Origin of the sequence: Streptococcus sanguinis SK49, assembly GCF_000212815.1 — a bacterium.
GTDB classification, from domain to species: Bacteria; Bacillota; Bacilli; order Lactobacillales; family Streptococcaceae; genus Streptococcus; species Streptococcus sanguinis_C.
This window is the reverse complement of sequence record NZ_GL890985.1, coordinates 169,044-192,833: the sequence shown is the minus strand read 5'-3', so window position 1 is coordinate 192,833 and position 23,790 is coordinate 169,044. Positions and strand designations below refer to the sequence as shown.

24 protein-coding genes and 1 pseudogene are annotated in these 23,790 nt (G+C 44.3%); 1 reads left to right on the top strand and 24 read right to left on the bottom strand.

The features are described 5' to 3' along the window. Window positions 1-55: 55 nt before the first annotated feature. The 7 genes from HMPREF9380_RS09950 to HMPREF9380_RS09980 all read right to left on the bottom strand — a co-directional run bounded on the left by HMPREF9380_RS09950 (window position 56) and on the right by HMPREF9380_RS09980 (window position 5,571). Window positions 56-751, bottom strand: a complete 696-nt coding sequence (locus HMPREF9380_RS09950) for a GNAT family N-acetyltransferase (RefSeq protein ID WP_002931807.1) — start codon at window positions 749-751, stop codon at window positions 56-58. A 7-nt stretch (window positions 752-758) separates the two neighbouring features. Further along, the gene (locus HMPREF9380_RS09955; RefSeq protein ID WP_002894448.1) at window positions 759-1,079 is read right to left on the bottom strand and encodes a V-type ATP synthase subunit F; all 321 of its coding nucleotides are present in this window, start codon (window positions 1,077-1,079) and stop codon (window positions 759-761) included. After that, on the bottom strand, window positions 1,066-2,079 hold the full coding sequence (locus tag HMPREF9380_RS09960) for a V-type ATPase subunit (protein ID WP_002931805.1): 1,014 nt from the start codon (window positions 2,077-2,079) through the stop codon (window positions 1,066-1,068). Before HMPREF9380_RS09960 ends, HMPREF9380_RS09955 begins: the two co-directional genes overlap by 14 nt. 10 nt (window positions 2,080-2,089) lie before the next feature. After that, window positions 2,090-2,680, bottom strand: coding sequence for a V-type ATP synthase subunit E family protein (locus HMPREF9380_RS09965; RefSeq protein WP_002926425.1), 591 nt, complete (start codon window positions 2,678-2,680; stop codon window positions 2,090-2,092). Between the two features lie 10 nt (window positions 2,681-2,690). Beyond that, window positions 2,691-3,170 carry a V-type ATP synthase subunit K gene (locus HMPREF9380_RS09970; RefSeq protein WP_002898768.1) on the bottom strand — a complete coding sequence of 160 codons (480 nt, stop codon included), beginning with the start codon at window positions 3,168-3,170 and terminating at the stop codon, window positions 2,691-2,693. 132 nt (window positions 3,171-3,302) lie between these two features. Next, on the bottom strand, window positions 3,303-5,258 hold the full coding sequence (locus HMPREF9380_RS09975; protein WP_002931803.1) for a V-type ATP synthase subunit I: 1,956 nt from the start codon (window positions 5,256-5,258) through the stop codon (window positions 3,303-3,305). Further along, window positions 5,248-5,571 carry a hypothetical protein gene (locus HMPREF9380_RS09980; protein ID WP_002926428.1) on the bottom strand — a complete coding sequence of 108 codons (324 nt, stop codon included), beginning with the start codon at window positions 5,569-5,571 and terminating at the stop codon, window positions 5,248-5,250. The genes HMPREF9380_RS09975 and HMPREF9380_RS09980 overlap by 11 nt, the downstream gene beginning before the upstream one ends. A 413-nt stretch (window positions 5,572-5,984) precedes the next feature. On the opposite strand from HMPREF9380_RS09980, the gene HMPREF9380_RS09985 reads away from it, so the two are divergent. Further along, a complete protein-coding gene (locus HMPREF9380_RS09985) occupies window positions 5,985-6,836 on the top strand; it encodes a MurR/RpiR family transcriptional regulator (RefSeq protein WP_002931802.1) in 852 nt (283 codons plus the stop codon). Between the two features lie 60 nt (window positions 6,837-6,896). Here HMPREF9380_RS09985 and HMPREF9380_RS09990 read toward each other — a convergent pair whose 3' ends face one another. The 17 genes and pseudogenes from HMPREF9380_RS09990 to HMPREF9380_RS10065 form a co-directional block, all read right to left on the bottom strand. Next, on the bottom strand, window positions 6,897-7,226 hold the full coding sequence (locus HMPREF9380_RS09990; protein WP_002931800.1) for a hypothetical protein: 330 nt from the start codon (window positions 7,224-7,226) through the stop codon (window positions 6,897-6,899). A 45-nt stretch (window positions 7,227-7,271) separates the two neighbouring features. Further along, the gene (locus HMPREF9380_RS09995) at window positions 7,272-8,156 is read right to left on the bottom strand and encodes an ROK family protein (RefSeq protein WP_002931797.1); all 885 of its coding nucleotides are present in this window, start codon (window positions 8,154-8,156) and stop codon (window positions 7,272-7,274) included. A gap of 33 nt (window positions 8,157-8,189) precedes the next feature. After that, window positions 8,190-9,107, bottom strand: a complete 918-nt coding sequence (locus HMPREF9380_RS10000) for an N-acetylneuraminate lyase (protein WP_002931793.1) — start codon at window positions 9,105-9,107, stop codon at window positions 8,190-8,192. Window positions 9,108-9,141: 34 nt separating this feature from the next. Further along, window positions 9,142-9,792, bottom strand: coding sequence for a DUF624 domain-containing protein (locus tag HMPREF9380_RS10005; RefSeq protein WP_002931791.1), 651 nt, complete (start codon window positions 9,790-9,792; stop codon window positions 9,142-9,144). A gap of 21 nt (window positions 9,793-9,813) precedes the next feature. After that, window positions 9,814-10,266 carry a NanQ anomerase/TabA/YiaL family protein gene (locus HMPREF9380_RS10010; RefSeq protein ID WP_002931788.1) on the bottom strand — a complete coding sequence of 151 codons (453 nt, stop codon included), beginning with the start codon at window positions 10,264-10,266 and terminating at the stop codon, window positions 9,814-9,816. 4 nt (window positions 10,267-10,270) lie between these two features. Further along, on the bottom strand, window positions 10,271-11,101 hold the full coding sequence (locus HMPREF9380_RS10015) for a carbohydrate ABC transporter permease (RefSeq protein ID WP_002905745.1): 831 nt from the start codon (window positions 11,099-11,101) through the stop codon (window positions 10,271-10,273). A gap of 16 nt (window positions 11,102-11,117) precedes the next feature. Continuing rightward, complete coding sequence (locus tag HMPREF9380_RS10020) at window positions 11,118-12,005, bottom strand: carbohydrate ABC transporter permease (RefSeq protein ID WP_032906291.1); 888 nt, start codon at window positions 12,003-12,005, stop codon at window positions 11,118-11,120. 95 nt (window positions 12,006-12,100) lie between these two features. After that, entirely contained in the window at window positions 12,101-13,420 is a 1,320-nt protein-coding gene (locus HMPREF9380_RS10025; RefSeq protein WP_002922735.1) for an ABC transporter substrate-binding protein, read from the bottom strand. Between the two features lie 257 nt (window positions 13,421-13,677). Then, a complete protein-coding gene (locus HMPREF9380_RS10030) occupies window positions 13,678-14,814 on the bottom strand; it encodes an ABC transporter ATP-binding protein (protein ID WP_002931787.1) in 1,137 nt (378 codons plus the stop codon). A 13-nt stretch (window positions 14,815-14,827) separates the two neighbouring features. Then, window positions 14,828-15,526 (bottom strand): N-acetylmannosamine-6-phosphate 2-epimerase, encoded by a 699-nt coding sequence (locus HMPREF9380_RS10035; protein ID WP_002931786.1) that lies wholly within the window; start codon window positions 15,524-15,526, stop codon window positions 14,828-14,830. 377 nt (window positions 15,527-15,903) lie between these two features. Beyond that, window positions 15,904-16,905 (bottom strand): alpha/beta fold hydrolase, encoded by a 1,002-nt coding sequence (locus tag HMPREF9380_RS10040; RefSeq protein WP_002931784.1) that lies wholly within the window; start codon window positions 16,903-16,905, stop codon window positions 15,904-15,906. A 115-nt stretch (window positions 16,906-17,020) separates the two neighbouring features. Then, window positions 17,021-17,701, bottom strand: a complete 681-nt coding sequence (locus tag HMPREF9380_RS10045; RefSeq protein WP_032907129.1) for a DUF6796 family protein — start codon at window positions 17,699-17,701, stop codon at window positions 17,021-17,023. A gap of 81 nt (window positions 17,702-17,782) precedes the next feature. After that, a pseudogene (locus tag HMPREF9380_RS11970) lies at window positions 17,783-17,887 on the bottom strand (shikimate dehydrogenase); the annotation flags it as partial. Between the two features lie 81 nt (window positions 17,888-17,968). Continuing rightward, window positions 17,969-20,623, bottom strand: a complete 2,655-nt coding sequence (adhE, locus tag HMPREF9380_RS10050; protein WP_002894424.1) for a bifunctional acetaldehyde-CoA/alcohol dehydrogenase — start codon at window positions 20,621-20,623, stop codon at window positions 17,969-17,971. 303 nt (window positions 20,624-20,926) lie between these two features. Next, window positions 20,927-22,732, bottom strand: a complete 1,806-nt coding sequence (locus HMPREF9380_RS10055) for an acyltransferase family protein (protein ID WP_032907470.1) — start codon at window positions 22,730-22,732, stop codon at window positions 20,927-20,929. Further along, window positions 22,722-23,147, bottom strand: coding sequence for an MORN repeat-containing protein (locus tag HMPREF9380_RS10060; RefSeq protein WP_002931779.1), 426 nt, complete (start codon window positions 23,145-23,147; stop codon window positions 22,722-22,724). The genes HMPREF9380_RS10055 and HMPREF9380_RS10060 overlap by 11 nt, the downstream gene beginning before the upstream one ends. Then, on the bottom strand, window positions 23,140-23,562 hold the full coding sequence (locus tag HMPREF9380_RS10065) for a low molecular weight protein-tyrosine-phosphatase (protein WP_002916764.1): 423 nt from the start codon (window positions 23,560-23,562) through the stop codon (window positions 23,140-23,142). The genes HMPREF9380_RS10060 and HMPREF9380_RS10065 overlap by 8 nt, the downstream gene beginning before the upstream one ends. Between the last annotated feature and the right edge of the window lie 228 nt (window positions 23,563-23,790).

The following is a 23,790-nucleotide window of genomic DNA, read 5'->3' as shown; positions in this document are numbered from 1 at the left end:
GCGAGTTTAAAATCTTTCTTAGCTAGCTCTAGGGCAAGGATTGTTACTTTCTATTTTAAAAATCAGATAAGGCTTTTATTTGCTGGCCCTTTTCGTCAAAATTGTCTGGGCTTAGCCATTTTTCTAGACGACTCTTGACAGCTGGCCAATCCTTGTCAATCATAGACAGCCAGTCCGTGTCTCGGTTACGACCCTTATAGACAAGGGCCTGACGAAACCTACCTTCATAGGTGAAACCAAGCCGCTCTGCTGCCCGCCTTGACGGCTGATTGAGGGCATCGCATTTCCATTCATAGCGGCGATACTCCAGCTCTTCAAAGACATAGCGTGCTAGTAAGTACTGGGCTTCCGTAGCCAGTCTAGTACGCTTCAGGTTGGGCGAATAGGTCACAGCTCCCACTTCGATAACGCGGTTAATTCGGTCAATCCTCATCAAGGCAAAAGTCCCCAGAGCCTTTCCGCTCTCCTTGTCCACAATCGCATAGTGAAAACGGTCCTGTGCTGCCAGCATCTGATCTAGCTTCTGGGACCATTCTGCCTGACTTTGAGCAGGAGTTTGAAAGAGATAGGTCCACATGTCCGCAGGAGAATCTGGGCCATACACTTCATACAAATCCGCCCCATGCTTCTCCTTGGACAAACGCTCGATAATAACATACTGGCCTTCAATTCGCTCCAGATTGGGTAATTCCCCCAGCTGAAAATCCGGCAGAGCATCCCCAATGGGTTGACCTAGTTGATTGATTCGCATAAAAACCTCACAATATATCTTGTCCGACAGCCTTTTCGACATTTTCATGAATCCGCGAAAGAGCCAGTCCCGTGCTCCCCTTATGAGTAGGAATGAGCACAAGAGCAGGAATCTCCAGCTGGTCATAGTAGGCCAGGGTTTCTGGAATATCCGCAGCCATATCCTCCGTCAGATAGATAATGCCGAAATCTTCACGAGCGAGCCGACGCAGGGTATTGACCGTCTCCTGAGCTTCCTTCACCGGAAAGGTCTGAAAACCAATCAGCTTAAAAGGGAGAATGGTATCACGATTCCCCACGACAGCAATCTTGTAGCTAGTCTTGTCCATAAATCGGTCGCATCCTTTCTCTGATAAGCTCTACTGGCAGCTGATTGTCCATACCTGTCAAAATCAGCCGCAGATTCTTGACTTCCAGCTCCTTGCCCAGCAGATAGCGGGCCAGAGGAAGCGGTCCATCTGTCTCAAACTGACCAGCCGCAAGCAACTTAGCCTGCAAGAGGTCCGCTAGATATTCTAGCTCTACTGTCGTCAAGGTCTGGTTCCTCATTTTCTCCTCATAGGAGCGCAGATCCAGATCGTAACCACAGGGATTGACCTGACTAAACCAGGTCAAGAAATCTCCCTGCTCTGCCATGGCAATCCAGTTGGCAGCAGAAAGACTTCCTTCATCAGACAGAAGCTGCCTCATAAAGCTGCGCGGTTTTCCCAAGCCAACAGCCCGCTTGACCGTGATGGCATTGTAAAAATCAATAGTCAGATTCACCAGCTGCAGCAGACTCTCATCTTCCAACTCCTGTGTCAGGCGCTTGAGATGCTTGAAATAAGCCATATCCATGCCAATCTCCAGCACGCGCACATCCTGATAATCCTGGTATTCCTGCCAGGTCGCAAGCACCTCGTCCAGCATGAAATCTGGACAATACTCAGCCGAAAAGGCCATGACTAAGTGCTCCAAAACCTCCAGCGAATAGGTCCCCACTGGCATCAACAAATGCTCCAAGGACTGACCTGTCGCCCGACCCTTGAGAAAAACTTTGAGATTGTGGTAAGTGTAGCGGAGCGTGAAAATCTCCACCAACTCCTTACTAGGACTGATCTCAAGCGCCCAATTATAAACAGAATACAAATGCTTCATCAGTACTTGCTCAATGGCATTGAGATCCTTGATAGCTTCAGCATCCATGGCATAGACCGTCCCCTGCAGAAGAGCCGAACGGCTGGCAGCATCGTCAGCCTGCAACAACTGATCATATTGCTGGGGCGTCAAAAAGGAAGCCTCCTGCACACTAATGGCTGTATTGACTTGAGAGAAGCTTGTTTCACTCATGGTCCGCCTCCTATTCTGCCTGGTCTTTGAAAATATCCTGAGCCAGTCGGTAGCTTTCCTCCTGCCAGACAGAGTCCAGCAAGTCACGATAGAGATAACTATCATCCACTCGTCCTTGGCTCAGCACAAAACCTGCCTGACCGGCTATGGACTGGTCTGAAAAAGACACATTTGGAAAGGCTTTTTTCAAGTCTTCTAACTGACTGGAGCTGAATTTCTCAGCGGATAGAGCACCGAAAACCAGTGTCAACTCTTCCTCTGGATATTTAGCCAGGACACTCTTTAGAAAATGCTCTTCTTCAGCTGGTGACCAAGCCATCATCTGAGCATAGGCCTCCTCAAAAAGCTCTCCGAGAACCCGTTGCTTGATGACCAAAGTAGACTGGCGTTTTTGATTTTCCAGCTGCTGAATCTCACGCTGGCTGCGCCGGCTGATTTCTTTCAGCTGCTGCTCTCGCTGTCCAAGCTTTTGCCGAACCAGCTGGGCCTCACGTTCCTTGGCTTCCTGTTCTATTTTCTCAGTAGCCTCGGCCAAAAGCAGACGCCCCTTTTCGTGAGCCTGCTCCAAGACAGAAGCTTTGAGATCTGATATGTCAGACATAAAAGCCTCCTTACTTCACATTCAGAACCATGATGAAGGAAACAACGAAAGCCAAGATGGCGTAGGTTTCAACCATGGCCGCGAGTATAACCCCTTTCATGACCTCTTCCGGACGCTTGGCCAAAATCTGAATACCAGCGGTCGCCACTCGTCCTTGGTGCTTGGCTGAAAAGTAACCAACAATCGCAACCGGCAGAGCTGCTAGGAAATAAGCTACGCCTGATTGCAGAGCCAATTCTGGCTTGATATTAAAGAAGACGGTAATCCCGATAACAAAGCCGTAGAGACCTTGGGTACCTGGCAAAAGCTGTAAGATCAGAGCTTGAGCGAATTTTTCCGGCTGTTCTTTCAAGAGGGCCGCTGCTGCCTGACCAGTGCTTCCAACACCCAGCGCTGAACCCATTCCACTGAGAAAGACCGCCAAAGCTACTCCCAGACCTGCAAAAAAGGCGCCGCCGTAAGTTCCAAAATATGATGCTAAATGTTCCATGATTTACTCCTATGAAAATGCTGTAATTGTCGTAAAACCAACAGCTAGTTAAATGAATGATACTTGTTTTGATGTTTTAGAAAGTGTTTTTCTAAAGATGAGCTTCTCATCTATTACCATAGTGTCTAATCTTTATTTCTTACTTTGCTGAACGTATTTCTCACTAGGCTTGAGCGGAGTGAAAGGCTTACCGCCTCCGTCGTAGAATTTCCCGAAAAATTCCACGAAAATCAAACGCGCTCCGTGCACATAACCAGACAGAAAAGATAGAAACATATTGACTAAATGCAGGGCAATAAAGAGCAGAATGCCAATGCTAAAGCGAGCGACAGGTGGAAAGAGGCTAACAATCAAGTTAAAAGCCGAGCCAATGCTGGCTCCCGAAAGCCCCAGAGCCATCAGCCGCGTAAAGCTGACAAGGTCTCCTACATAGCCGCTGACATTGTAGAGATTAAAGAGACCTGACCCCAATCCTGCCAAGCTCTTAGCACTGACAATGGATACTGCCAGTATACCCAGAGCATTGATGATGGCCAACCACTGACCAATCGTTGCTGCAAAGGCCAAGGATGGGAAGAAATTTCCCAGGGCCAAGAGTAGCAGCCCCAGCAAAATCAGCACCCAAGCAAAGCCTGCATTATAAGCTTCTGCATAATCCTTGAGGCGGATATTTTTCAGACCGCTGAGGAAGAGGCCCGCCAGCACTGTAACAAAGCCAAAGACGACCGAAATAACCAGAATTGTCATGGCATCAGAGCTGGTGCTAATCAGAGCGAAGGGCAGTTCAAAGCCAAAGAAAGAGCCATAAACCAGTCCCCAGATGATGACTGCCACACCCAGCAGGCGGAAGAATCGCAGATTCTTAGCCAACCCCGACTTGACATGCAAAAAGTGCAGCGCCAGGCTGGTGCCTACAAAGAGCAAGAGGCCGTAGCCGATGTCGGCAACCATCATGCCAAAGAATACAAAATAGAAGAGGGAAACGACGGGGGTTGGATCCTTATCACCATACTTAGGCAAAGAATACATCTCCGTCACTAGCTCGAAAGGCTCCACCAAGACATTGTTTTTAAGCTTGGTCGGAACCTTATCTTCCTCGTCCTGTCGAATCTCTCTGGTCTGTATGAGAATGCTCTGGCCGAACTGCTCCGTCAAGCAAGCCTCAAGAGCTTGAACTTGATTGCTTTCAATCCAGCCTTCCAAGGCCGCCAGATTTTGCGTACTTGCTAACTGATTTTTACTTTCTTGACGAGAGGAGAGATTGCAGAGATAGTCCAGCTGAACCTTGAGCTGATCCAGTTCATTCTTGGAAGCTGCCAGGCTCTTGGTCATAGCTTCCGCCACAGCCTCCTGCTGTCGAATGTTGGCCTTGAGCAGGGCTATCCGCTCAGCAGGCAGTTCCGCGTGGTCATACTCAAAAGGCTTAAAGCCATACTCTTTCAAGATTTTGCGAACATCTTCCAGAGAGCCTGTCTTGTAAAACATAAGAACCCCATGCTCCGTATCATCGGTAAAGACTTCCTGAAACTTCAGGTCAGGATGTGCTCCCAGAGCCAAGCGCAGAGCATCGTCGTCGGTATTGGGAATCGTCCCAATCAAAGCTCCCAGATGGCTGAAAGTCGCAGCTGCTTGCGGTGTTAGCTCCAGTGGCTCCCACTTCTCCAGCGCAGCCACTTCTAAGCGATCAGCTTCTATCTGACCCTTGGCCTCTTGCAAGACCTTGAGCTGCTTGCTGATTCCTTCTAATAGCGCAACCTCATCGCGAGCCTTCCCTGCCTGCTCTAAAGCAGTAAAGGATAATTCTAAAGGCTCTTCTTTTAAGGATTCCAGCAGTTTCTTTTTCGGCATAAAAGGCTCTAGCTCTGCAATCAGCCTCTCGAGCTTTTCCTGACGACCGAGCAAATCCTGCTGAGATAGCTGCTGATCCGGCCGGCCGACTAAAGCCTGCTCAAAAGCTGCCTGCCAGTCCTCTTCCTGCCGCAAGTCATGAATCTGAACCGACTCTAAACCCTGTAGGTAAAAGAGAAGCTGGTCCAGCAGTTCCTTGGGCAGAAGCAGAGACAGCTGCCGCATTTGACTAATGGCCATAGGCTTCTACCACCTTCTCTACAATGGCTCGCGCCAAGTCTGCTTTTTTGTCTGTCAGCGCAGCCTCAACCTTATCCTCATTCTGCTGAGTTGTCTGCTCCAAGTCTTGCTGCAGGAGCACCAACTTTTGCTGGGAAGTCGCGGTTAATTCCTCTGCCAACTTCTGCGTTTCATCATCATAAGTCAGAGCCAGCTGCCTGAGATCTTCATCTACCTGCTGCCGCAGCTCCTGAGCCTGCGTCCTGTAGCCCATCAAAACTTCTTCTGCAGCAGTTTCAATTTCCTGCATTTTTTCAAGTGTTTCATTGGCCATCTATTCACCCCCTCGTTTTCAAAAACCTTCGAAAACGGATTTTAAAATCTGCATTCCTGACCGACTGTCCAACCATCTGGTACAGTCATCTTCTGGAATACAGCTTCGTACTTGCATAAATTATAACATATTTTCAGAAAAACAGTCAGAGATTGCTAAACAACTATCGCAAACTGATAGAAAAGCCGATATAGATTTGATTCATTTCAATACTTACAAATCAGTCTCAGCTGTACACTCTTGATAAGTTTCAGTCTTGCAAACGGTTTATTTGTCTATAACTATGTTATAATATAAACAAATTCTAAGACAAATATAGAATAGCAGAAAAGTAAAAGTGGCTTCAATGTACTTTCCAGCCAGAACAGCCCTTAAACTTTTAATAAACATTATCCCATGAAGAAAGTGATTTTATGAGTCAGCAGAATATCTTGGCCATCATCGAGAGCCATCTTGACAAGATGACCGACTTGGAACAGAGGATTGGTCACTATTTTTTGGATCAAAATAGTATTCAAAAGGATTTATCCTCTTTGCAAGTCGCTCAAACCTTGCACATTTCTCAAGCAGCCTTGACCCGTTTCGCCAAAAAATGCGGCTTTAAAGGTTATCGGGAATTTAACTTTCAATATTTACAGGACCTACAAAAGGCGCAAACCGAGTCGGATAATATGCAAAGCAGCTTATCACGTCATGTCTTGTACAACTATGACCAAATCCACCAGCAGACAAAAGAACTGATAGATGAGGAAAAGCTGGAGCGAGTGGCTCAAATCATAGAAGAGGCGGACCGAGTTTATTTCTTTGGAACAGGGAGCTCAGGCTTAGTAGCACGTGATATGAAGCTGCGCTTCATGAGACTGGGAGTCGTTTGTGAAGCTCTAACCGACCAAGATGGCTTCGCTTGGACAACTAGTATTCTGGACAAGAACTGCCTCGTTATCGGATTTTCTCTATCCGGACAGACCCAGTCCATCATTGACAGCTTGATTGACGCTAAAAATATGGGAGCAAAAACCATCTTGGTGACAGGACAGCCTGAAAAGATTCAAGAGGACTTCACTGAAGTCGTTCCTGTTGCTCTTCAAAGCAAGCCTGAGTTTATCCTGCGAATTTCCGCACAATTTCCCATGCTTCTCATGATTGACCTCATCTATGCTTTTTTCCTCGAGATTAACCGCGAGAAGAAAGAAAGAATCTTTAACAGCTATTGGGAAAACCAGAAATTGAATGGCTACTACCGTCGCAATATTCACAAAAGATAAAAACGAATCAGGATTTTCTGACTCGTTTTTCTTTTTCGGTCTAACTTTTTCCTCTTTCTTTCACAAGAGAAGGATTGGCCCGTAGATTTCTAATTGGGGCTGAATTTTTTCCATATGAAAAGCATCATAGGCACGCCACTTTTGATAAGTAGGCTGATCCAGTTTGAGGCTACTAAGACCAATTAAAAAACTAGCACTTTTATGAAATCTTTCAAGAGCAATGAGGAGACGGTTATCCAGAGCTTTGGTTTTCTCCAAACTCCTCAAAACTTCTGCTAAACACTCGTAAAAGCGAATTTCATCACTTGATTGAATTGTCTTCTTTTGAAAATCTTCCATCAAGGAAGCTAGAAGCTGAGCGGCTTCCTGAATGAAACTTCTTTCTGTCATTTGATTTTCCTCTTGAAAGACAAGGAACCTGAGAAAAATCTCAGGTTAAGCTTGTCTATTTTTGAAATGATAGTAGGCCCCAAACATACCCGCAGTATTTTGATGATGAGCAAAGGCCAGTTTGGTTTTGTCAGCAATGCTTGGAACCAAAGCAGCCTGCAAAGCCGCCTGAATACGCGGTCTAAGAATTGCTTCTTGTCCCATAATGCCGCCTCCTAAGATAACAACTTCCGGATTAACGACATAGCAGATATTGGCAATTCCTTGACCTAGATAGCCAACCATGCGATCGATGCCCTCGATACAGAGTTTATTGCCCTCGGTTGCTTCTTTGAAAATCCGCCGGCCATTCCAATGTTCTGCGTCTTCTCCGTGTAGCTCAGCCACATAGTTGACTAAAGCAGTTGTAGATGCCACATCCTGAAAGGCTCCGTCTGGTAGATGCAGGTAACCGACCTCACAGGCAGAGTTACTAAAGCCATGGAAGACCTGGCCATCTACGACCAGACAGCCTCCGATACCTGTACCGATTGTCAAACAAAGGGCAATCTTGGCTCCCTTGCCACTGCCTGACATAGCCTCAGCCAAACCAGCACAGTTGACATCATTTTCAATCTCACAAGGCAGGGAAAATTTTTCTTCCAGGACTTTTTTGAACTGGGTGCCAGCGTAATTAGGAATCTGTGGCCCAGCATAGAAAATTTCACCCTTATCTGGATCCACCATGCCAGCTGAAGAAATACAAATCCCAGCCAGTGGTCCTTTTTCTAAATAGCCTGCAACAATCCCTTCAACCTTTTGCATAATTCCCGGGCCACCTTTGTGGGCCTCCGTCGGCATTTCATGTGCTTCCACCAAGGTTTCCGCCTCGTTGATTAAGCCATACTTGATATTGGTACCGCCAATATCAATAGCAACATAGTGTTTCATAGCACACCTTCTCTCTAGTGTTTATCCTGTTGCTTATAAAAATTGCTCCTTGGTTTGTCTAATCAACTGAGCTGCTTCTTCCACAATCGGCCGATCACTTTCCTGCACTGGTGTCAGAGGAGAGCGGACAGATCCGATGGTCAAGCCTTCGTTAATTTCCAAAACACCCTTAATAACAGCGTACATATTGCCGTGGGCGCTGGTTAATTTTCCGATGATGGCATTTATCGTATATTGCAACTCTTTAGCACGTTCCAATTCCTTGTCAGCAATCAGTTGATTGAGTTTGAGAAAGAGCTCTGGCATAGCTCCGTATGTACCACCGATACCGGCTGCAGCACCCATAAGACGGCCACCTAAGAATTGCTCATCTGGACCATTAAAGACTACATGATCTTCTCCCCCAAGAGCTACAAAGGTCTGAATATCCTGCACCGGCATTGAAGAGTTCTTCACACCAATCACGCGCTCATTCTTGAGCATTTCCTTGTAAAGGCTAGGAGTCAAGGCTACACCAGCCAGCTGAGGAATATTGTAAATCACGAAATCAGTATTAGGTGCCGCCGCACTGATGTCATTCCAATACTGGGCAACCGAATACTCTGGCAAACGGAAATAAATCGGCGGAATGGCTGCAATAGCATCCACACCCAAAATTTCCGCATGACGAGCCAGCTCCACGCTGTCTTTAGTATTGTTGCAAGCCACGTGGGCAATGATAGTCAGACGCCCCTTAGCAACTTTCATCACTTCTTCTAGAACCCGTTTTCGGTCTTCTACACTCAGATAGATACACTCGCCCGAAGAACCGTTGACATAAAGACCTTGCACGCCCTTGGCGATGAAATATTCCACTAAAGCGCGAGTCCGCTCCGGGCTGATTTCACCTTCCTCGTCATAGCAAGCGTAGAAAGCAGGAATGACTCCTTGGTATTTGGTCATATTTTTCATTTTCTTTTATCTCCAAATCTAGAATTTCTATAAATTAAGGCCTTTCGTATTTGGCAAAAATCTTCTCTAAAACAGTAATCTGCGTGAAGGCCAATCCAGCAAAACCGATTAAAGCAAAGAGCGATAACCCTAGTAAAAGTAGAAGTCCTGAACTAAGAAGCACTGTCAAAATTGCTACTAGAATGGCTATCATCAGGAAAAACCAAGGAAAGTTAAGACTGAGCAAAACTAGACTAGTCTGTAACCCACCTATGAGAGACTGCTCAAATCGGCCAGCCAGTGGATATACACACAGAAAGAGCGCTGTTGTAAAGATAAGAAGAGCAAAGCAGGCAACTTTCAGTATTTGAAAAGGCAGAGCCTCCTGACCCCAGATAAGAAGGAGGTCAAAAATACTGATAGCAGACAGCATCAGCTCCAGCAGGCCAAGTTTGAAGCCCAGTCGCCAATTTTCTCGGAAGGCCTTGATATAGACAGCCGTTACTTTTACACGACGACCGCCTTTGATCTCAAAAAGAGTTTGATAGAGGCTTAGCTTAGCAATACCGATGGTTAGAAGAGGCAGAGATGTCAGCAGAAAAAGCAAGTTTACTGTCGCTAAATCAAGGATTTTCTCACAAATCTGCATAAAGAAATTATCCGTATCAAAAATAGTCTCTATCAATCGGGTACCTCTTTTATCCATTGCTAGCCTCCTTTTCAAATATTAATCCAACAAAACTTTAAATACACACTTTTTAACTGTCTCTTCTCTGCCAGCAAATTGATTAGGCCGATGGGCTTCTTCTGGCAAAAAAGCGGCAAAATTGAAACCGTCTAACAAGAGCGGATAAGCCTGTTCGCAAACAACAAAACCAATATCTCGACCTTCATCATAGGATTCCTGAACTTCTCTAATCTGACAGCCGTATTGGATCAGCTCATACCCTTCCAAAAGAAAGTGCAGGTCCAAGTATCTCTGGTGAAATTCAAAGCTTTCCTCTTGCTGCTGACTGAGAGTATTTTCCTGCAAAAAGAAGAAGACTCTATCACCATCTACTTCATAGCGTCCTGAGTTTAGATTTGATACATTGTGACTCAGAAGATAATCAATAGCTATATCAATATTTTTGTGAATCCCTCGATAGCGAACGAGATTCTCTAATTGATCAAAAATCATATTTCTATCCCTTAACAGCTCCCATCGTGATTCCTTGTGTGAAGGATTTTTGGAAGATGAGGAAGACCGCCACAATTGGCACTGCAGCCAAAGCTGCTCCAGCCATAATGAGGCCATAGTTGGTTGCCATTTCAGCCTGCATGGTCGCAACCCCGAGAGAAATTGTCAGATTCTGCCGAGATGTCAACATAACCAATTGCATAAAGTAGTCGTTCCAAGTATTGATAAAGGTGAAAATAGCTAGAGCCGCAAAGCCCGGTTTGACAATCGGAAAAGCAACGCTCCAGAAAGTCCGAATTTCGCCACAACCGTCGATTTTAGCAGACTCAAGAAGCTCTGTCGGGATGTTTTCACTGAACTGCTTCATTAGAAAAACTCCGAAAGGCCAGCCAACCAACGGTAAGATTACTGCAGCCAAGGTATCGTGAATTCCCATGAAATTAACAATACGCACTAGTGGTACCAGTACTACTTGCTTAGGCAAAGCCATGGCCGCAATGAAGATGGCAAAAAGAATCCGTTGACCATAGAACCGCTTCTTGGCCAAAACATATCCTGCCAAAGAAGACGTGGCGCAGACCAAAAACATGGTCGCAAGCGAAATGAAAACACTATTCCACATCCATTGCATGGCTGGATTTTGCACCATCAATTGCTGGAAGTTTTCAACCGTTGGCATTTTTGGCCACCATTCTGGCGGAATGACAATCGTTGCTGGTTGAGACTTGAAAGCTCCTGTCAAAATCCAATAGAAAGGAAAGACAAAGAGGATGGTTAGTATGGCCAGAACAAAGCCTGATACCACCTTAAAAACATTCATTTTTTTAGTTTGCATCTTCTTTCTCCTTTCTCTAGTATTCTACATCGTTTCCAAGAATCTTGAATTGGGCAAAGCTGATGATGGCAATCATGACTGCTAAAAAGACTCCCATGGTATTAGCATAGCCGTATTCAGATAACTTGAAGGCTTTTTCATACAGATAGTACATGAGGGTACTGGTTGAGTAATTAGGTCCGCCTGATGTCAAGAGCTGAATCAAGGCAAAACACTGGAACGAGTTAATCGTAGTAATGATAGCAATGTAAAGGGTTGTTGGAAGCAGGCTAGGCCATTTGATCTTCCAGAATACTTGCATTTCTGTTGCACCATCCACTCGCGCAGCCTCAACTAGAGAATTGTCAATATTTCCCATAGCTGCGATATAGAGAATGATAGGTTGACCCACAGAAGTTGTTAAGAGAATAATGATAATCGCTAGCAATGCCCAATGTTTATCCCCAAGCCAAGAAATATTTTGATTGATGACATGGCCTGACTTCAAAACAAAGTTCAAAATACCAGACAGCGGATCGTAGATCCATTTCCATACGACCGTCACAGCTACGCTCCCTGTAACAACTGGCAGGAAGAATACAAAACGGTAAAAGGAACGAGAGACAGCATTCATCTCATAAGTCTGCGAAGCCACAAACAAAGAGAAGAGAACTACAATCGGCACAGAGCCGACCACGATAATGACCGTATTAATCAGCGATTTCATAAAGACCGGATCTTTAAACATCCGAATATAATTATCAAATCCGACAAAAGTAAAGGAGGTCATCGTATAGTTAAAAAAACTAGTAACAAAACCCATAATCATAGGTGCCAAGACAAATACCGTGAAAAATATCAGTATTGGAGCTAAAAACGCGTATGATACTAGGGTTTCTTTCATTCTGATTTTATTGACTTTCACAATGAGGTACCCCTCTTTCAAGATTTTCTAACAAAATCCCCCTTTTTCTACCTCTAGAAACTGTCAACAGAAAAAGGGGAGGATTTCACATTTGCTTATTTTTTAGTAATTGTTTCGTTTGCTTTTTCTGTAAATGTCTTCAAAGCAGGTTCAACCTTTTCATCACCATTGGATACAGATTGGAGCATTGGGAACCAAAGGGTTCTCATTTCCGCAAAGCCATCAATAGTGTTGTAATATGGTGAATAGTACTGAGTCCAGCCACTGATAGTTTCCATACGTTTATCATCATAGAGTTTTCCAAATGAAGTACGAACTGGGAAAGCACCTGTACGAACTACATTCTTAGGTCCCCACTCTTTGTCATCAGCGATAAATTGGACGAACTTTTTAGAAGCTGCTACTTTCTTTTCATCTTTATTGTTAAAGACTGCAAATCCGTTTACAAGATATTCAAGAGCTGGTTTACCAGATTCTGATGGGAACGGTACTTCCACTACATCGACTTTGCTGGCTTCTAAAAGTTGTGCTTGAATACCATTTTGAGAAGGAGCCCAAAGAAGAGTGTAGGATGTTTGGCCGTTAGCAAAGTTTTGAATATCTGCTCCACCATCATATTGAGAGCCGTTCATCATCAAACCGTCGTTAATCCAGCCAACTGCTTTTTCCAGTCCTTTGACAAACTTAGGATCATCAGTTGTGTATTTGGTAACTTTTTCGTCTGTAATAGATCCGCCGTAAAGATTAGCGATGAAGGCACGAGTTCCTTGGTCACCACCTTGACCATTACTAAAGAGGGAACCTGGAGTGTAGCCTTTATCTTTCAGAGCTTTCAGCACTTTTTCAAAATCAGATGTTGTCCAGCCTTCCTTGACAAGATTTGCTACACCAGCATCTTCCAACATTTTCTTATTGAAAGCCATATAGAATGGAGCAGAGCTGATAGGATACATGTAAGCCTTGTCTCCTGCCTTGCTGGCTTGGATAATGTTATCATTATTGACATCTTTGACAAAGTCATCAGTAAAGAGATCATTCAAATCAGCTAATTTACCATTTTTTCCATACTGGATAATCCGACCTGGTGCATCAAACAAAACATCCGGTGCTGTGCCTGCTTCGATAGCGGTCGTAATCTTTTCAGGACCAGATTTAAAGTCAATAGTTTCTAGATTGACGTGAATATCTGGGTTCGCTTTTTCAAAAGCCTCGATAATTGATTTTTCATAGGTTCCAACACCATCGTTGGCATTTTCCTGTGTGAAGACTGGGAAAGCCCACCAAGTAATCTCTGTTTTGCCAGAATTACTACCAGAGCTAGCTGTTTTATCTGATCCGCCATTGTTTCCACAAGCTGCTAAAGAAACAATTGCAGCACCTGTCAATAACGATGCGAATAATTTTCCGAATTTCATATTCTTTTCTCCTTAAAAATGAATTTCTCTTGAATCTAGTCCTTTTCTTTACAAAAACTGAGAGACTTATCTGCCTTTGTTTTTCCAGTTTCAAGTAAGGATTGGACCTGGTGACAGACATGGACCTGTTAGTCCTTCTTGTTTTACTGTTTCTTCAGAACAGTAAATAAGTATTTTTAGAACCTTAAATCGATAAATTCACTCCCTTTTAATAATTCTCTTTTTATAGACAGCGTTTTCATTTTCGTTTAAAATTCTTAGATTTTGATTCTCTCCTGACTATCAAAATCAAATATATGAGCCTTAGGCATCTTAAAGGTAAAGCGAATCTTAGAGCCAGGCTCCAAATAGTTAGAAGCTTCCACTTTGGCTGAAAATTCTTGTACACCAGCCTTACAATAGAGAACAGACTCACTGCCTAGCAACTCAGAAACGGTGACTTCAGCATCCACAGTGCTATCTGGAAAAGTATCTTCTACTATCAACTCAGCCGAGATATCCTCTGGTCGAATGCCCAGTATCACTTTCTTTCCTTGATAGCCTTTTTCTTCTAGGATTTTACGCTGACCGTCTGGAAGTCCAACAGCAAAGCCTTGTCCATCTGTAAGCTGATTGCCCTCTAAGTTCACTTCAAAGAAATTCATGGCTGGACTGCCGATAAAACCTGCCACAAATTTATTAGCTGGTTCGTTATAAAGTTCCTGAGGCGTACCGATTTGCTCGATTCGGCCGATAGTACCTGTTCCTGCTTCATTCTTAGTAGCTGACATGATAACGATGCGGTCAGCCAAGGTCATGGCCTCGGTCTGGTCGTGGGTTACATAGATTGTCGTCGCTCCGATACGGCGGTGAATTTTTGCGATTTCTGCCCGCATGGACACGCGCAGTTTAGCATCCAAGTTAGACAAAGGTTCATCCATAAGGAAGACTTTGGCATCACGGACAATCGCCCGCCCCATCGCTACCCGCTGACGCTGACCACCTGACAAGTCGGCTGGTTTACGATCCAGCAGTTCTTTCAGCCCAAGGATTTCCGCCGCTTCCTGAACCCTTTTGTCAATATCAGCCTTGTCATACTTGCGAAGCTTGAGCCCGAATGCCATATTGTCATAAACAGTCATGTGAGGATAAAGGGCGTAATTTTGGAAAACCATGGCGATATCCCGATCTTTAGGAGCAATGTCATTGACAAGATTTTGATCAATATAGAGCTCCCCTTCTGTGATATCCTCAAGTCCTGCAATCATCCGCAAGGTTGTTGATTTCCCGCAACCGGAAGGTCCTACAAAAACGATAAACTCCTTATCCTTAATATCCAAATCAAAATTTTCAACAGAGTAAAAATCACTATTAGGATATTTTTTATATAGTTTATTTAGTGTTAAGGTTGTCATTCATCTACCTCACTTATTTTAATCCTGCAACAAAGCGCTCTGTAATTTCTTTAGGGCGAGTAATGGCTCCGCCGACAACGATGCCTCTTACCCTCAAATCATGTATCTGCTTAGCTTGACTTGGATAATGAATCTTTCCTTCAGCGATGACATCAAAGCCTGTCTGGCACAAGCGACGGATAAGCTCAATGTCTGGTCCGTCAACCTTGGGACTGTAAGAAGTGTAGCCCGATAAGGTCGTGCCGACAAAGTCTACACCAGCTTCTACAGCAGCAGCAGCTTCCTCATAGGTACTGATATCTGCCATCAATAGCTGATGAGGATACTTGGCCTTGACCTGCTTGATGAAATCCGCAACTGTCAAGCCATCATGGCGCTCTCGCTTGGTACAGTCCAGAGCAATGACTTCAATATCCAGAGCAGCCAACTCATCCACTTCCCGCATGGTAGCCGTGATAAAAGGCTCTTGTGGCGGATAGTCACGTTTGATAATTCCGATGATGGGCAGAGAAGTTACTTCCTTAATCTCCCGAATATCGCGAACGCTATTAGCTCGAATACCGACAGCACCGCCCTGCTCAGCTGCCTTAACCAAGAGAGGAATGACTCCTCCAGCTTCAGTATAAAGTGGCTCCTGGGGCAAGGCTTGACAAGAAACAATGATGCCGTCTTTAATCTTGGCTATCAAGTCATCTTTTAAAATCTGTGACATGAATATACAATCTCCTTTCGTAAGACATCGGTCTGATCAGATAGTCTAACAACTACCTAGGACCTCAGGTGGAGCAGAGAAGAGGGCCGCAAACAAATATTTTTACTTCCTTATCCTAGACTCCATTTTTTAACTCGAGTATTTCATAATGTTATTATAAATAATTTTTAAAGCGCTTTCAATATTGTTTGGGATTTAGATTTTAGTTTCCGAATTTTCCAGAAAAATAGAAATTCCTGAAAGTACTTTCAGGATTCCGTTTTGTAGAAAAGTCAATGAAAGAGCAAGCAAACTTCTAAAAAGATTCTCATTTCTATGCTCCCTCAGGCAAGTAAAAAGGGCTAGACAAAGGCCTAGCCCCAAAGGGGGGACGAATATTATCTCTCGGATTTAAAGTCCGAAAAGAGTGAAAGTCTTTTTATTTTGGTTCCGCAGAGCCAGTTAAAGACAGTATCACTGACACGGACATTCATAGCCTCATGCCCATACTCAGGCAGGAGATGATACTCCTTTTCTCCAGCCAAGCGGTTATAAATGGCAAATTGTGTGATAGGATAGCAAACATCATCCTCCAAGCCAATAATCATCTGCACTGGACAGCTAATACGATGGGCCAGATTTTTCACGTCAATATAAGCAAGTGTCTGCAACAACTGCTCTTCTGTCTCATGAAAAGGATCATGGAATTTGAAATAACGAAAGAGCTCATCATAGGCTTCACTGGTATTGCCAATCTCCAAAACCCGTCTAAAGTCAGCAAGGAAGGGATAGATGGCTACAGTCTGCTTAATCCGAGAATTTAAAGCAGCTGCTACCAAAGCCAAGGCTCCGCCCTGTGAACCGCCAAAACTAGACAAACGGTTTTCATCCACAAAGTCCAAACCAGCCACTAGCTCGACCAAGGTGTAAACATCCAGATAGACATCCTTGAAAAAGAGCTGATCCGGTCCATCCAGAGCCCCACGGATAATATGTCCTTTAACAGTATTGCCGCGGACTTCTCTATTACCATCCAGTGAATAGCCAGACTGACCACGGACATCCATTGACACAACACCCCAGCCTGCTGCCGTATAGGCTAACATATCAGCCCAATCCCAGCCCTGTCCCATATAACCATGAAAATGAAACAATACCGGAACTTTTTCTGATAACTTAGGCACAACTAGCTTAGCGTAGATTTGTCCACCGTTTCCAGACTTGAAGGTTAGATCATAGCACGTCGCATATGCAATTTGAAAATCTTTTTCCAGCAACTGGTAGTCCTGAGGCACTTCCACTTCTGCCACTTGTTTATTCCAAAAGGTATCAAAATCGTCGGGCATTTCATCTCTTCCGCGATAATGTAACATTTCTTTAAGTAAAGTAGGGTTTTTCATGTCTTATCCTCCCAACGATTCTTGAGACCTCTTTCATCATACCATAGAAAGAGGAAATCTTCAATAGGTTAATATATAGATTTTCTGTTTTTCTGAAATTTTACCGATTCGCCGCCTAAGAACCTATATGAAGCAGGAGCAGTAAATAGAACAAACTAAATCCTATGTTTAGGCCTGCTCCGTTAAGGTAGGGGCGTCCGATTCTAAGCTTTTCTACCAGTAAGATAGTCAACAGACTGAGCGGTAAAGGAGTCATAAGCCCCAGATAAGCAGGCAATATTGTCTGACCGGTAACTATTAGCAGTGAGTAAACGAGCCAGCCTAGACCTGTCAGAACGATAGCTGTCCGCCAGGTTATATCTAGAAAGAGCACTGCTTCATTGATAAGCCCGCTATCTTCGTCTGAGCAAACCTGTCCGCCGCTTCGTTTATAAGCCTTTTTGCTGATGATCCCAACGTAGTAAAAGGCCACATGTGCCACCGGCGACAGGGCAAATCCAATTCCTAACAAGGCTATTGACAGATAAGCCCACAAGCCCTTATTTGTCAAACCAAAGAGAGCATAAAGCGAGACTAACATAAGAGGGATTGAGAAGTTAGCCACCAGAGCACCCAGACGCAGCCGATTGACAGAGCCAGACAGCATCAGCATAGCCAGATTCTTATTGCCAATCCGACTCTGCTCCGTAAAGGAAGCATAACTTTCCTTGTCTACCTCAAAGCCAACCAGCAGAATATCCCCCAATAACCAGCAAAGACCACTCAACAGCCCAGCCCATAAAGATAAAAAAATCACATCGCTCTCCTTTTTCCATTGTCCCCTTATCTTAGCACAAAAGCTCACTCAATCACAAGTAGTCAGAAGGTTTACATCTTTTTAACCCAGCAAGCTCCTTTCGTTAAGACACATAGCGCTCACGTCGCTACGCTCCTCAGCATCAATGTCTCTAAGCTCGGCTTCGACCGACGGTCTTGCCTCGCTAAGACACATAGAAAAATCCCCTACCAAAGGGTAGGGGATGACCGACAGACTGTCTTATTTTTTATTGAGGAAGCTACTCGCTTATTTGCGGCGTCCTGGGCGTTCCTTGTAGCCATAGTAAGCGTCTTCGATGATTTCCTGCATATGGTCAACCATTGGAAGGCGTGGGTTGGCTGGAGAACATTGGTCTTCATAGGCAAGGAAGGCCAATTCGCGTGAATGTTCTTTCCATTCTTTTTCGTCAATACCTTGAGCCTTGAAGTTCATTTCGATACCGACACGTTCTCCCAGTTCATAAACAGCTTTTGCAAATGATTCAACACCTTCTTCTGGAGTAGAAGCTGGCAAGCCAAGCATGCGAGCGATGTCTTGGTATTTCTCATCCGCACGATAGTAGTTGTACTTAGGCCATGTCGCTGTCTTAGCTGGACGTGTACCGTTGTAGCGGATTACGTATGGCAGCAAGATCGCATTTGTACGACCGTGGATGGTGTGGAACTGAGCACCAATCTTATGGGCCATAGAGTGGGAAATTCCCAGGAAGGCATTGGCAAAGGCCATACCAGCGATAGTAGAGGCATTGTGCATCTTTTCGCGAGAGTGGAAGTCAGCGTTCTTAACAGAGCTTTCCAGATTTTCAAAGACTAGTTTAATAGCTTGGAGAGCCAAACCATCTGTAAAGTCGCTGGCCATCTGAGATACATAAGCTTCTGTGGCGTGAGTCAGAACGTCCATACCAGTGTCTGCTGCGACAAATCCTGGAACAGTCAGTACCAGAGCTGGATCTACGATGGCTACAGTTGGAGTCAGAGAGTAGTCAGCGATTGGGTACTTACGGTTATTAGCCTTGTCAGAGATAACGGCAAACGGTGTTACTTCTGAACCTGTACCAGATGTTGTAGGGATTGCAATAAACTTAGTCTTCTTACCAAGCAATGGGAATTTGAAGGCACGTTTACGGATATCCATGAATTTTTGCACAAGATCACGGAAGTCCACTTCAGGTTGCTCATAGAAGAGCCACATTACTTTAGCTGCGTCCATTGGTGAACCACCACCAAGCGCGATGATTGTATCAGGTTTGAAGGTACGCATAATCTCTGTACCACGTTCAACTGTAGTAATATCTGGATCTGGTTCTACGTCTGCAAAGATTTGGTAAACAACCTTATTACGACGAAGATCGAGTTGTTCGATGATACGATCTAGGAAACCAAGCTCTACCATAGCATGGTCTGTAACGATCATGACACGTTCCACATCACGACATTTTTGCAGGTATTGGATAGAGTCACGCTCGAAGTAAGTTTTTGAAGGGAGTTTCATCCATTGCATATTATTTCTACGTCTTCCTACTTTTTTGATGTTCAAGAGATTCACAGCACTAACGTTATCACCAACTGAGTTGCGACCATAAGAGCCACATCCCAGAGTCAGTGATGGCAGGAAGGCATTATAAACATCCCCGATACCGCCGAAAGTAGAAGGCGAGTTGCAAATAACACGGATGGCACGAACAGCCTTACCAAATTCCTTAGTCAACTCTTCGTCCGCTGTATGGATAGCAGCTGAGTGACCAAGACCATGGAATTCTACCATTTGACGGGCCTTTTCAACACCGTCTTCACGGGATTCAGACTTGAGCACAGCGATGACAGGTGACAGTTTTTCACGTGTCAATGGCTCTTTTTCACCAACTTCTTTACACTCTGCGGCCAAGATATTCGTGTCTTCTGGCACGCTGAAGCCTGCCTGCTCTGCAATCCAAGTAGCTGGCTTACCAACGATATCCGGATTGAGCTTAGCACCAGCACAGTTCTTGCTGTTTGCCTTAGCACCGAAGCAGAATTCTTCCAACAGAGCTTTTTCTTTCTTATTTACAAAGTAAGTATGGTAAGATTTGAACTCTTCTACAAATTCATCATAAACTTCCTTATCAATGATAACCGCTTGCTCAGAGGCACAGACCATACCATTGTCAAAGGACTTAGACATAACGATATCGTGCGCTGCTTGACGGATATTAGCGGATTTTTCCACATAAGCTGGTACGTTTCCGGCACCAACCCCCAGAGCTGGCTTACCACATGAGTAAGCTGCCTTCACCATTGCGTTACCACCTGTCGCAAGGATTGTTGCAATCCCTTCATGGTTCATAAGGGCAGAAGTTGCTTCCATTGATGGTTGAGTAATCCATTGTACACAGTTTTCAGGCGCACCCGCTGCAATCGCTGCATCACGCACGATTTGTGCTGCATGGGCAGAAGATTCTTGAGCAGATGGGTGGAAAGCAAAGATAATCGGATTACGTGTTTTTAAGGAAATCAAAGCCTTAAAAATAGCTGTTGAAGTTGGGTTAGTTGTTGGAGTAATTCCGCAGACAACACCCACTGGCTCCGCAATCAAGGTTAAACCAGTCACATCATCTTCCTGAATAACGCCGACAGTTTTCGTGTGGCGCATATTATTCACAACGTGCTCACAGGCAAATAAGTTTTTAGTCGCTTTATCTTCAAAAACTCCACGGCCCGTTTCTTCATAAGCATGCAGGGCCAACTCACCATGGGCATCCAAAGCTGCTACAGAGGCCTTGGCTACGATGTAGTCCACCTGTTCCTGATTCAGCTTTCTCATTTCCTCCAGTGCAACCAGACCTTTTTGCACCAATTCATCGACATGCTTTTGCGCTGCCAAAGCCTTGTCTTCTTGTTCTACCGTTTTCTTCTTTTCAGCCATTCTATTCCTCCAATGGTTTTGCCTTAGGTTAGACGAAGAACTCTAACCTTTGTTAAATATTTCACAATTCAATTATAACTTATTTAACGGTTTTTGTAAACACTTTCAATTAACATTCACAAACTTTTCTCTATTAATTTGTGAAATGCATAACAAATTAGCTTATTTTACAGTCTATTCTTTTAGTTATTGTGAAAAAATTTTTTATTTTTTAGAGATTTCACATACTTTTACTTTCACATAATATTTGGAAGCGCTTTCTTCATTCGAATATAAAAAGCTCGGACAAACCGAGCTGATCATTTATGGTTTCACATTGCCAGAATTTGCTTCATCTATGGCTTGCTTAATGGTATTGGCATAGAGAGTCCCCCCCTCAATGATGGACTCTGAGTTCGAGCCAAAGTGTACATAGTCTGTCCCTTCCCAAATCTGCGGATTTTCGATAGCAGTTTGATGCCAGTCAGCCACAAAGACATAGTCGTACTTTTTGGCTAATTCCAGTTCATACTCCCGCTGCTGGGCTAAAACACCGCCCTCTGAGCGACCGTCATAAGGAGTCACGAGGATCAGTTGATGCCCCTTAGGCAAGCTGGAAACATACTCATCCAAAAGTTCATTCGAATAACCGGACGAATTGGTTCCGAGAGCCAGGACAACCTGCTTCTTCAGCACTCTATTAGCAATATCTGTCTTATAGACCTCCAAGCCTGTGCTCAGACTGCGGCTAACAACAGTGTCTAGCTCGATTCCTGGCAAAATCTGTTGCAATTGATCGCTAGAGCGTAGGGCAACGGAGTCACCAATCATGGTAATCCCGTCCGCCACATTGTACTCAGTCGCCTTGGACTGATCAACCTGACTGCGAGTTGTTTGCATCTTTGTATCCGCTTGATTCAGAGCATTGACAATCAAACTTTCCTCAAAAGCTCCGACCTTTGGTGCTGTCACCGAGATAAAGAACATAATCAAAGCAAGCGGAATCATGCTGTAAAAGATTGGTCTGGTAAGAGACGATAGGTCCATCTTGGTTCCCATGATAACTGGCTGACGACCAGCCAGAGTTGGCTCCAAGATATAGAAAGACAAGGCTGCAAAGGTAAGAGACAGCAGCGTGGTCAAGAGAACAGCCAAGCCGTTACTCATCAGCTGGGTAAAGATAATATAGAATGGCCAGTGGAAGAGATAAACACCATAGCTGGTATCTGCGATAAAGTTGATAAGGCTAGGCTCCTTCACATCAGGGAGCTTGTCATGCAGCATCCTGGCAGCCAAAATCATCAAACAGGCCAAGATAGTTGAAATCAAGAATCCTACCAGGTAGGTCCAAAGGTTATCAAACTTGAGTAGGAAGCTGAGCAAAAGCAAAACAGCTGCACTGCCCCCCATAATTCCTAGCACTTGCTTGAGAGCCAGCTTTTCTTCCAGCATCTTAAAGCGACTGCTGACATGGCCGACGCCAGATAAGGTTGCTAGGATGCTTCCTGCAAAGAAAGGAAAGACGTGGGTCAAAGTTGAGAAATAGATATCAGAGAAATTCTTAGTGGTCAAAGCGCCAGCAAACATTGATACAAAGCTGACTAAAAAGAGACCTGCAGAAACCAACGCAATCATACCGCGATAGCGGGCTGTTGACTTGGCAACCTTGCCCAAGCCCCAAGCAGCCAAGCCCCAAAGAACATAATAGTGCACTTCTAAAGCCAGACTCCAAGTATGGATCAGGATATGCGGTACAAACTGACTCTCATAACTGCCACCTGAGAGCATTTCATAAAAGTTGGTCACAAAGCCCAAAGCAGCTGCAATCTGTGTCCCAATCCCAGCCACAAAATCCTTACGTATCAAAAGAGTAAAGGGCATAACGACCAAAATCATAAAGACCAGAGGCGGTAAAATCCGATAAAAACGTCGTTTGAAAAAGCCTTGGATATCGATTTCTTTCTTCTTAGCAAACTCGTCAATAAGCAGAGATGTAATCAAGAATCCAGAAAAGGTAAAGAAGATATCCACGCCAATAAAACCGCCAGGGAAAACGCCCTGGAAGTAATGATAAAGCAGAACTAGAAGCAGCCCCGTGATTCTGACGAGCGAAAACCATTTAATGCGCATTTTGATAAATTCCTTGTTTAAACGTTCCTTCATAAACGACATTGCCTTCTGTCGTTAGCTTTCCTTGTCCATCGGCCTGACCTTTGCTGAAGTCCCCTTCATATTTCCAGCCAGCCTGCGAGGTAAAGGTCCCTTTTCCGTCAAAGATGCCATTGCGAAATTGACCGCTATAACTGTCCCCATTTTGAAAAGTCATAGTCCCCTGACCGTTCATCTTCCCGCGAACCAAGGTCCCGTCATACTTGATCTTCCCCTGATCCAGCGTTAAAACGCCCTTACCAGGAATCCCCGAAGTAAAGACCAGAATAGCTGACAGCACAATGACCGTGACAGCCAAAAATTCTAAATTCTGCCGGGTCAGATAGACCTTGTATTTATCGTAAAATTCTTTTACTTTATCCATATTCCTATCCATCCAAACGCTCTAGCCACTTCTTGCAGCCAGCCAAGACCAAATCATAGGTTTGGTCAAAATCTCCTGTGTACCAAGGATCCGGCACACCTTCTTCTTCAAACTGATAAATTTTATGCTGAAAATCCTCAGGCGCCATCCGCTTCAAATCTCGGACATTACTTTCATCCATTCCAATGACATAGTCAAAATCCGCAAAATCCGCTGCCGAAATCTGCTGAGAAGTCTTGTTCCTATCATAAGAAATGGCATATTTCTTAAAAATAGCCTGTGTTCCCCGATGAATGGGATTGCCGTGCTCCCAGCCTGAGGTTGCCCGGCTCTCGATTTTCAACTGGTCTGTTAAACTCTTCATGACAAACTCTGCCATCGGACTGCGGCAGATGTTGCCCAAACATACAAATACAATTTTCTTCATAGAATACCTCGCTATCTATTATAACAAAATAATGGCAAAAACTAGCCCTGAATCGTTTACAGTTTCCTGATTCTCGTTGAAAACTGGCAAGCCCTACTCCTATTATGTCTGAAAATAGCAAAAAACCACCGTTTGGTGGCTTTTTGTAGGGAGATTATTTTTTAAAAAGAAAAAAGTTTTAGGAGTTAAGTTAATTTCTTAACTTGGTTATAGTATAATATCCATTTC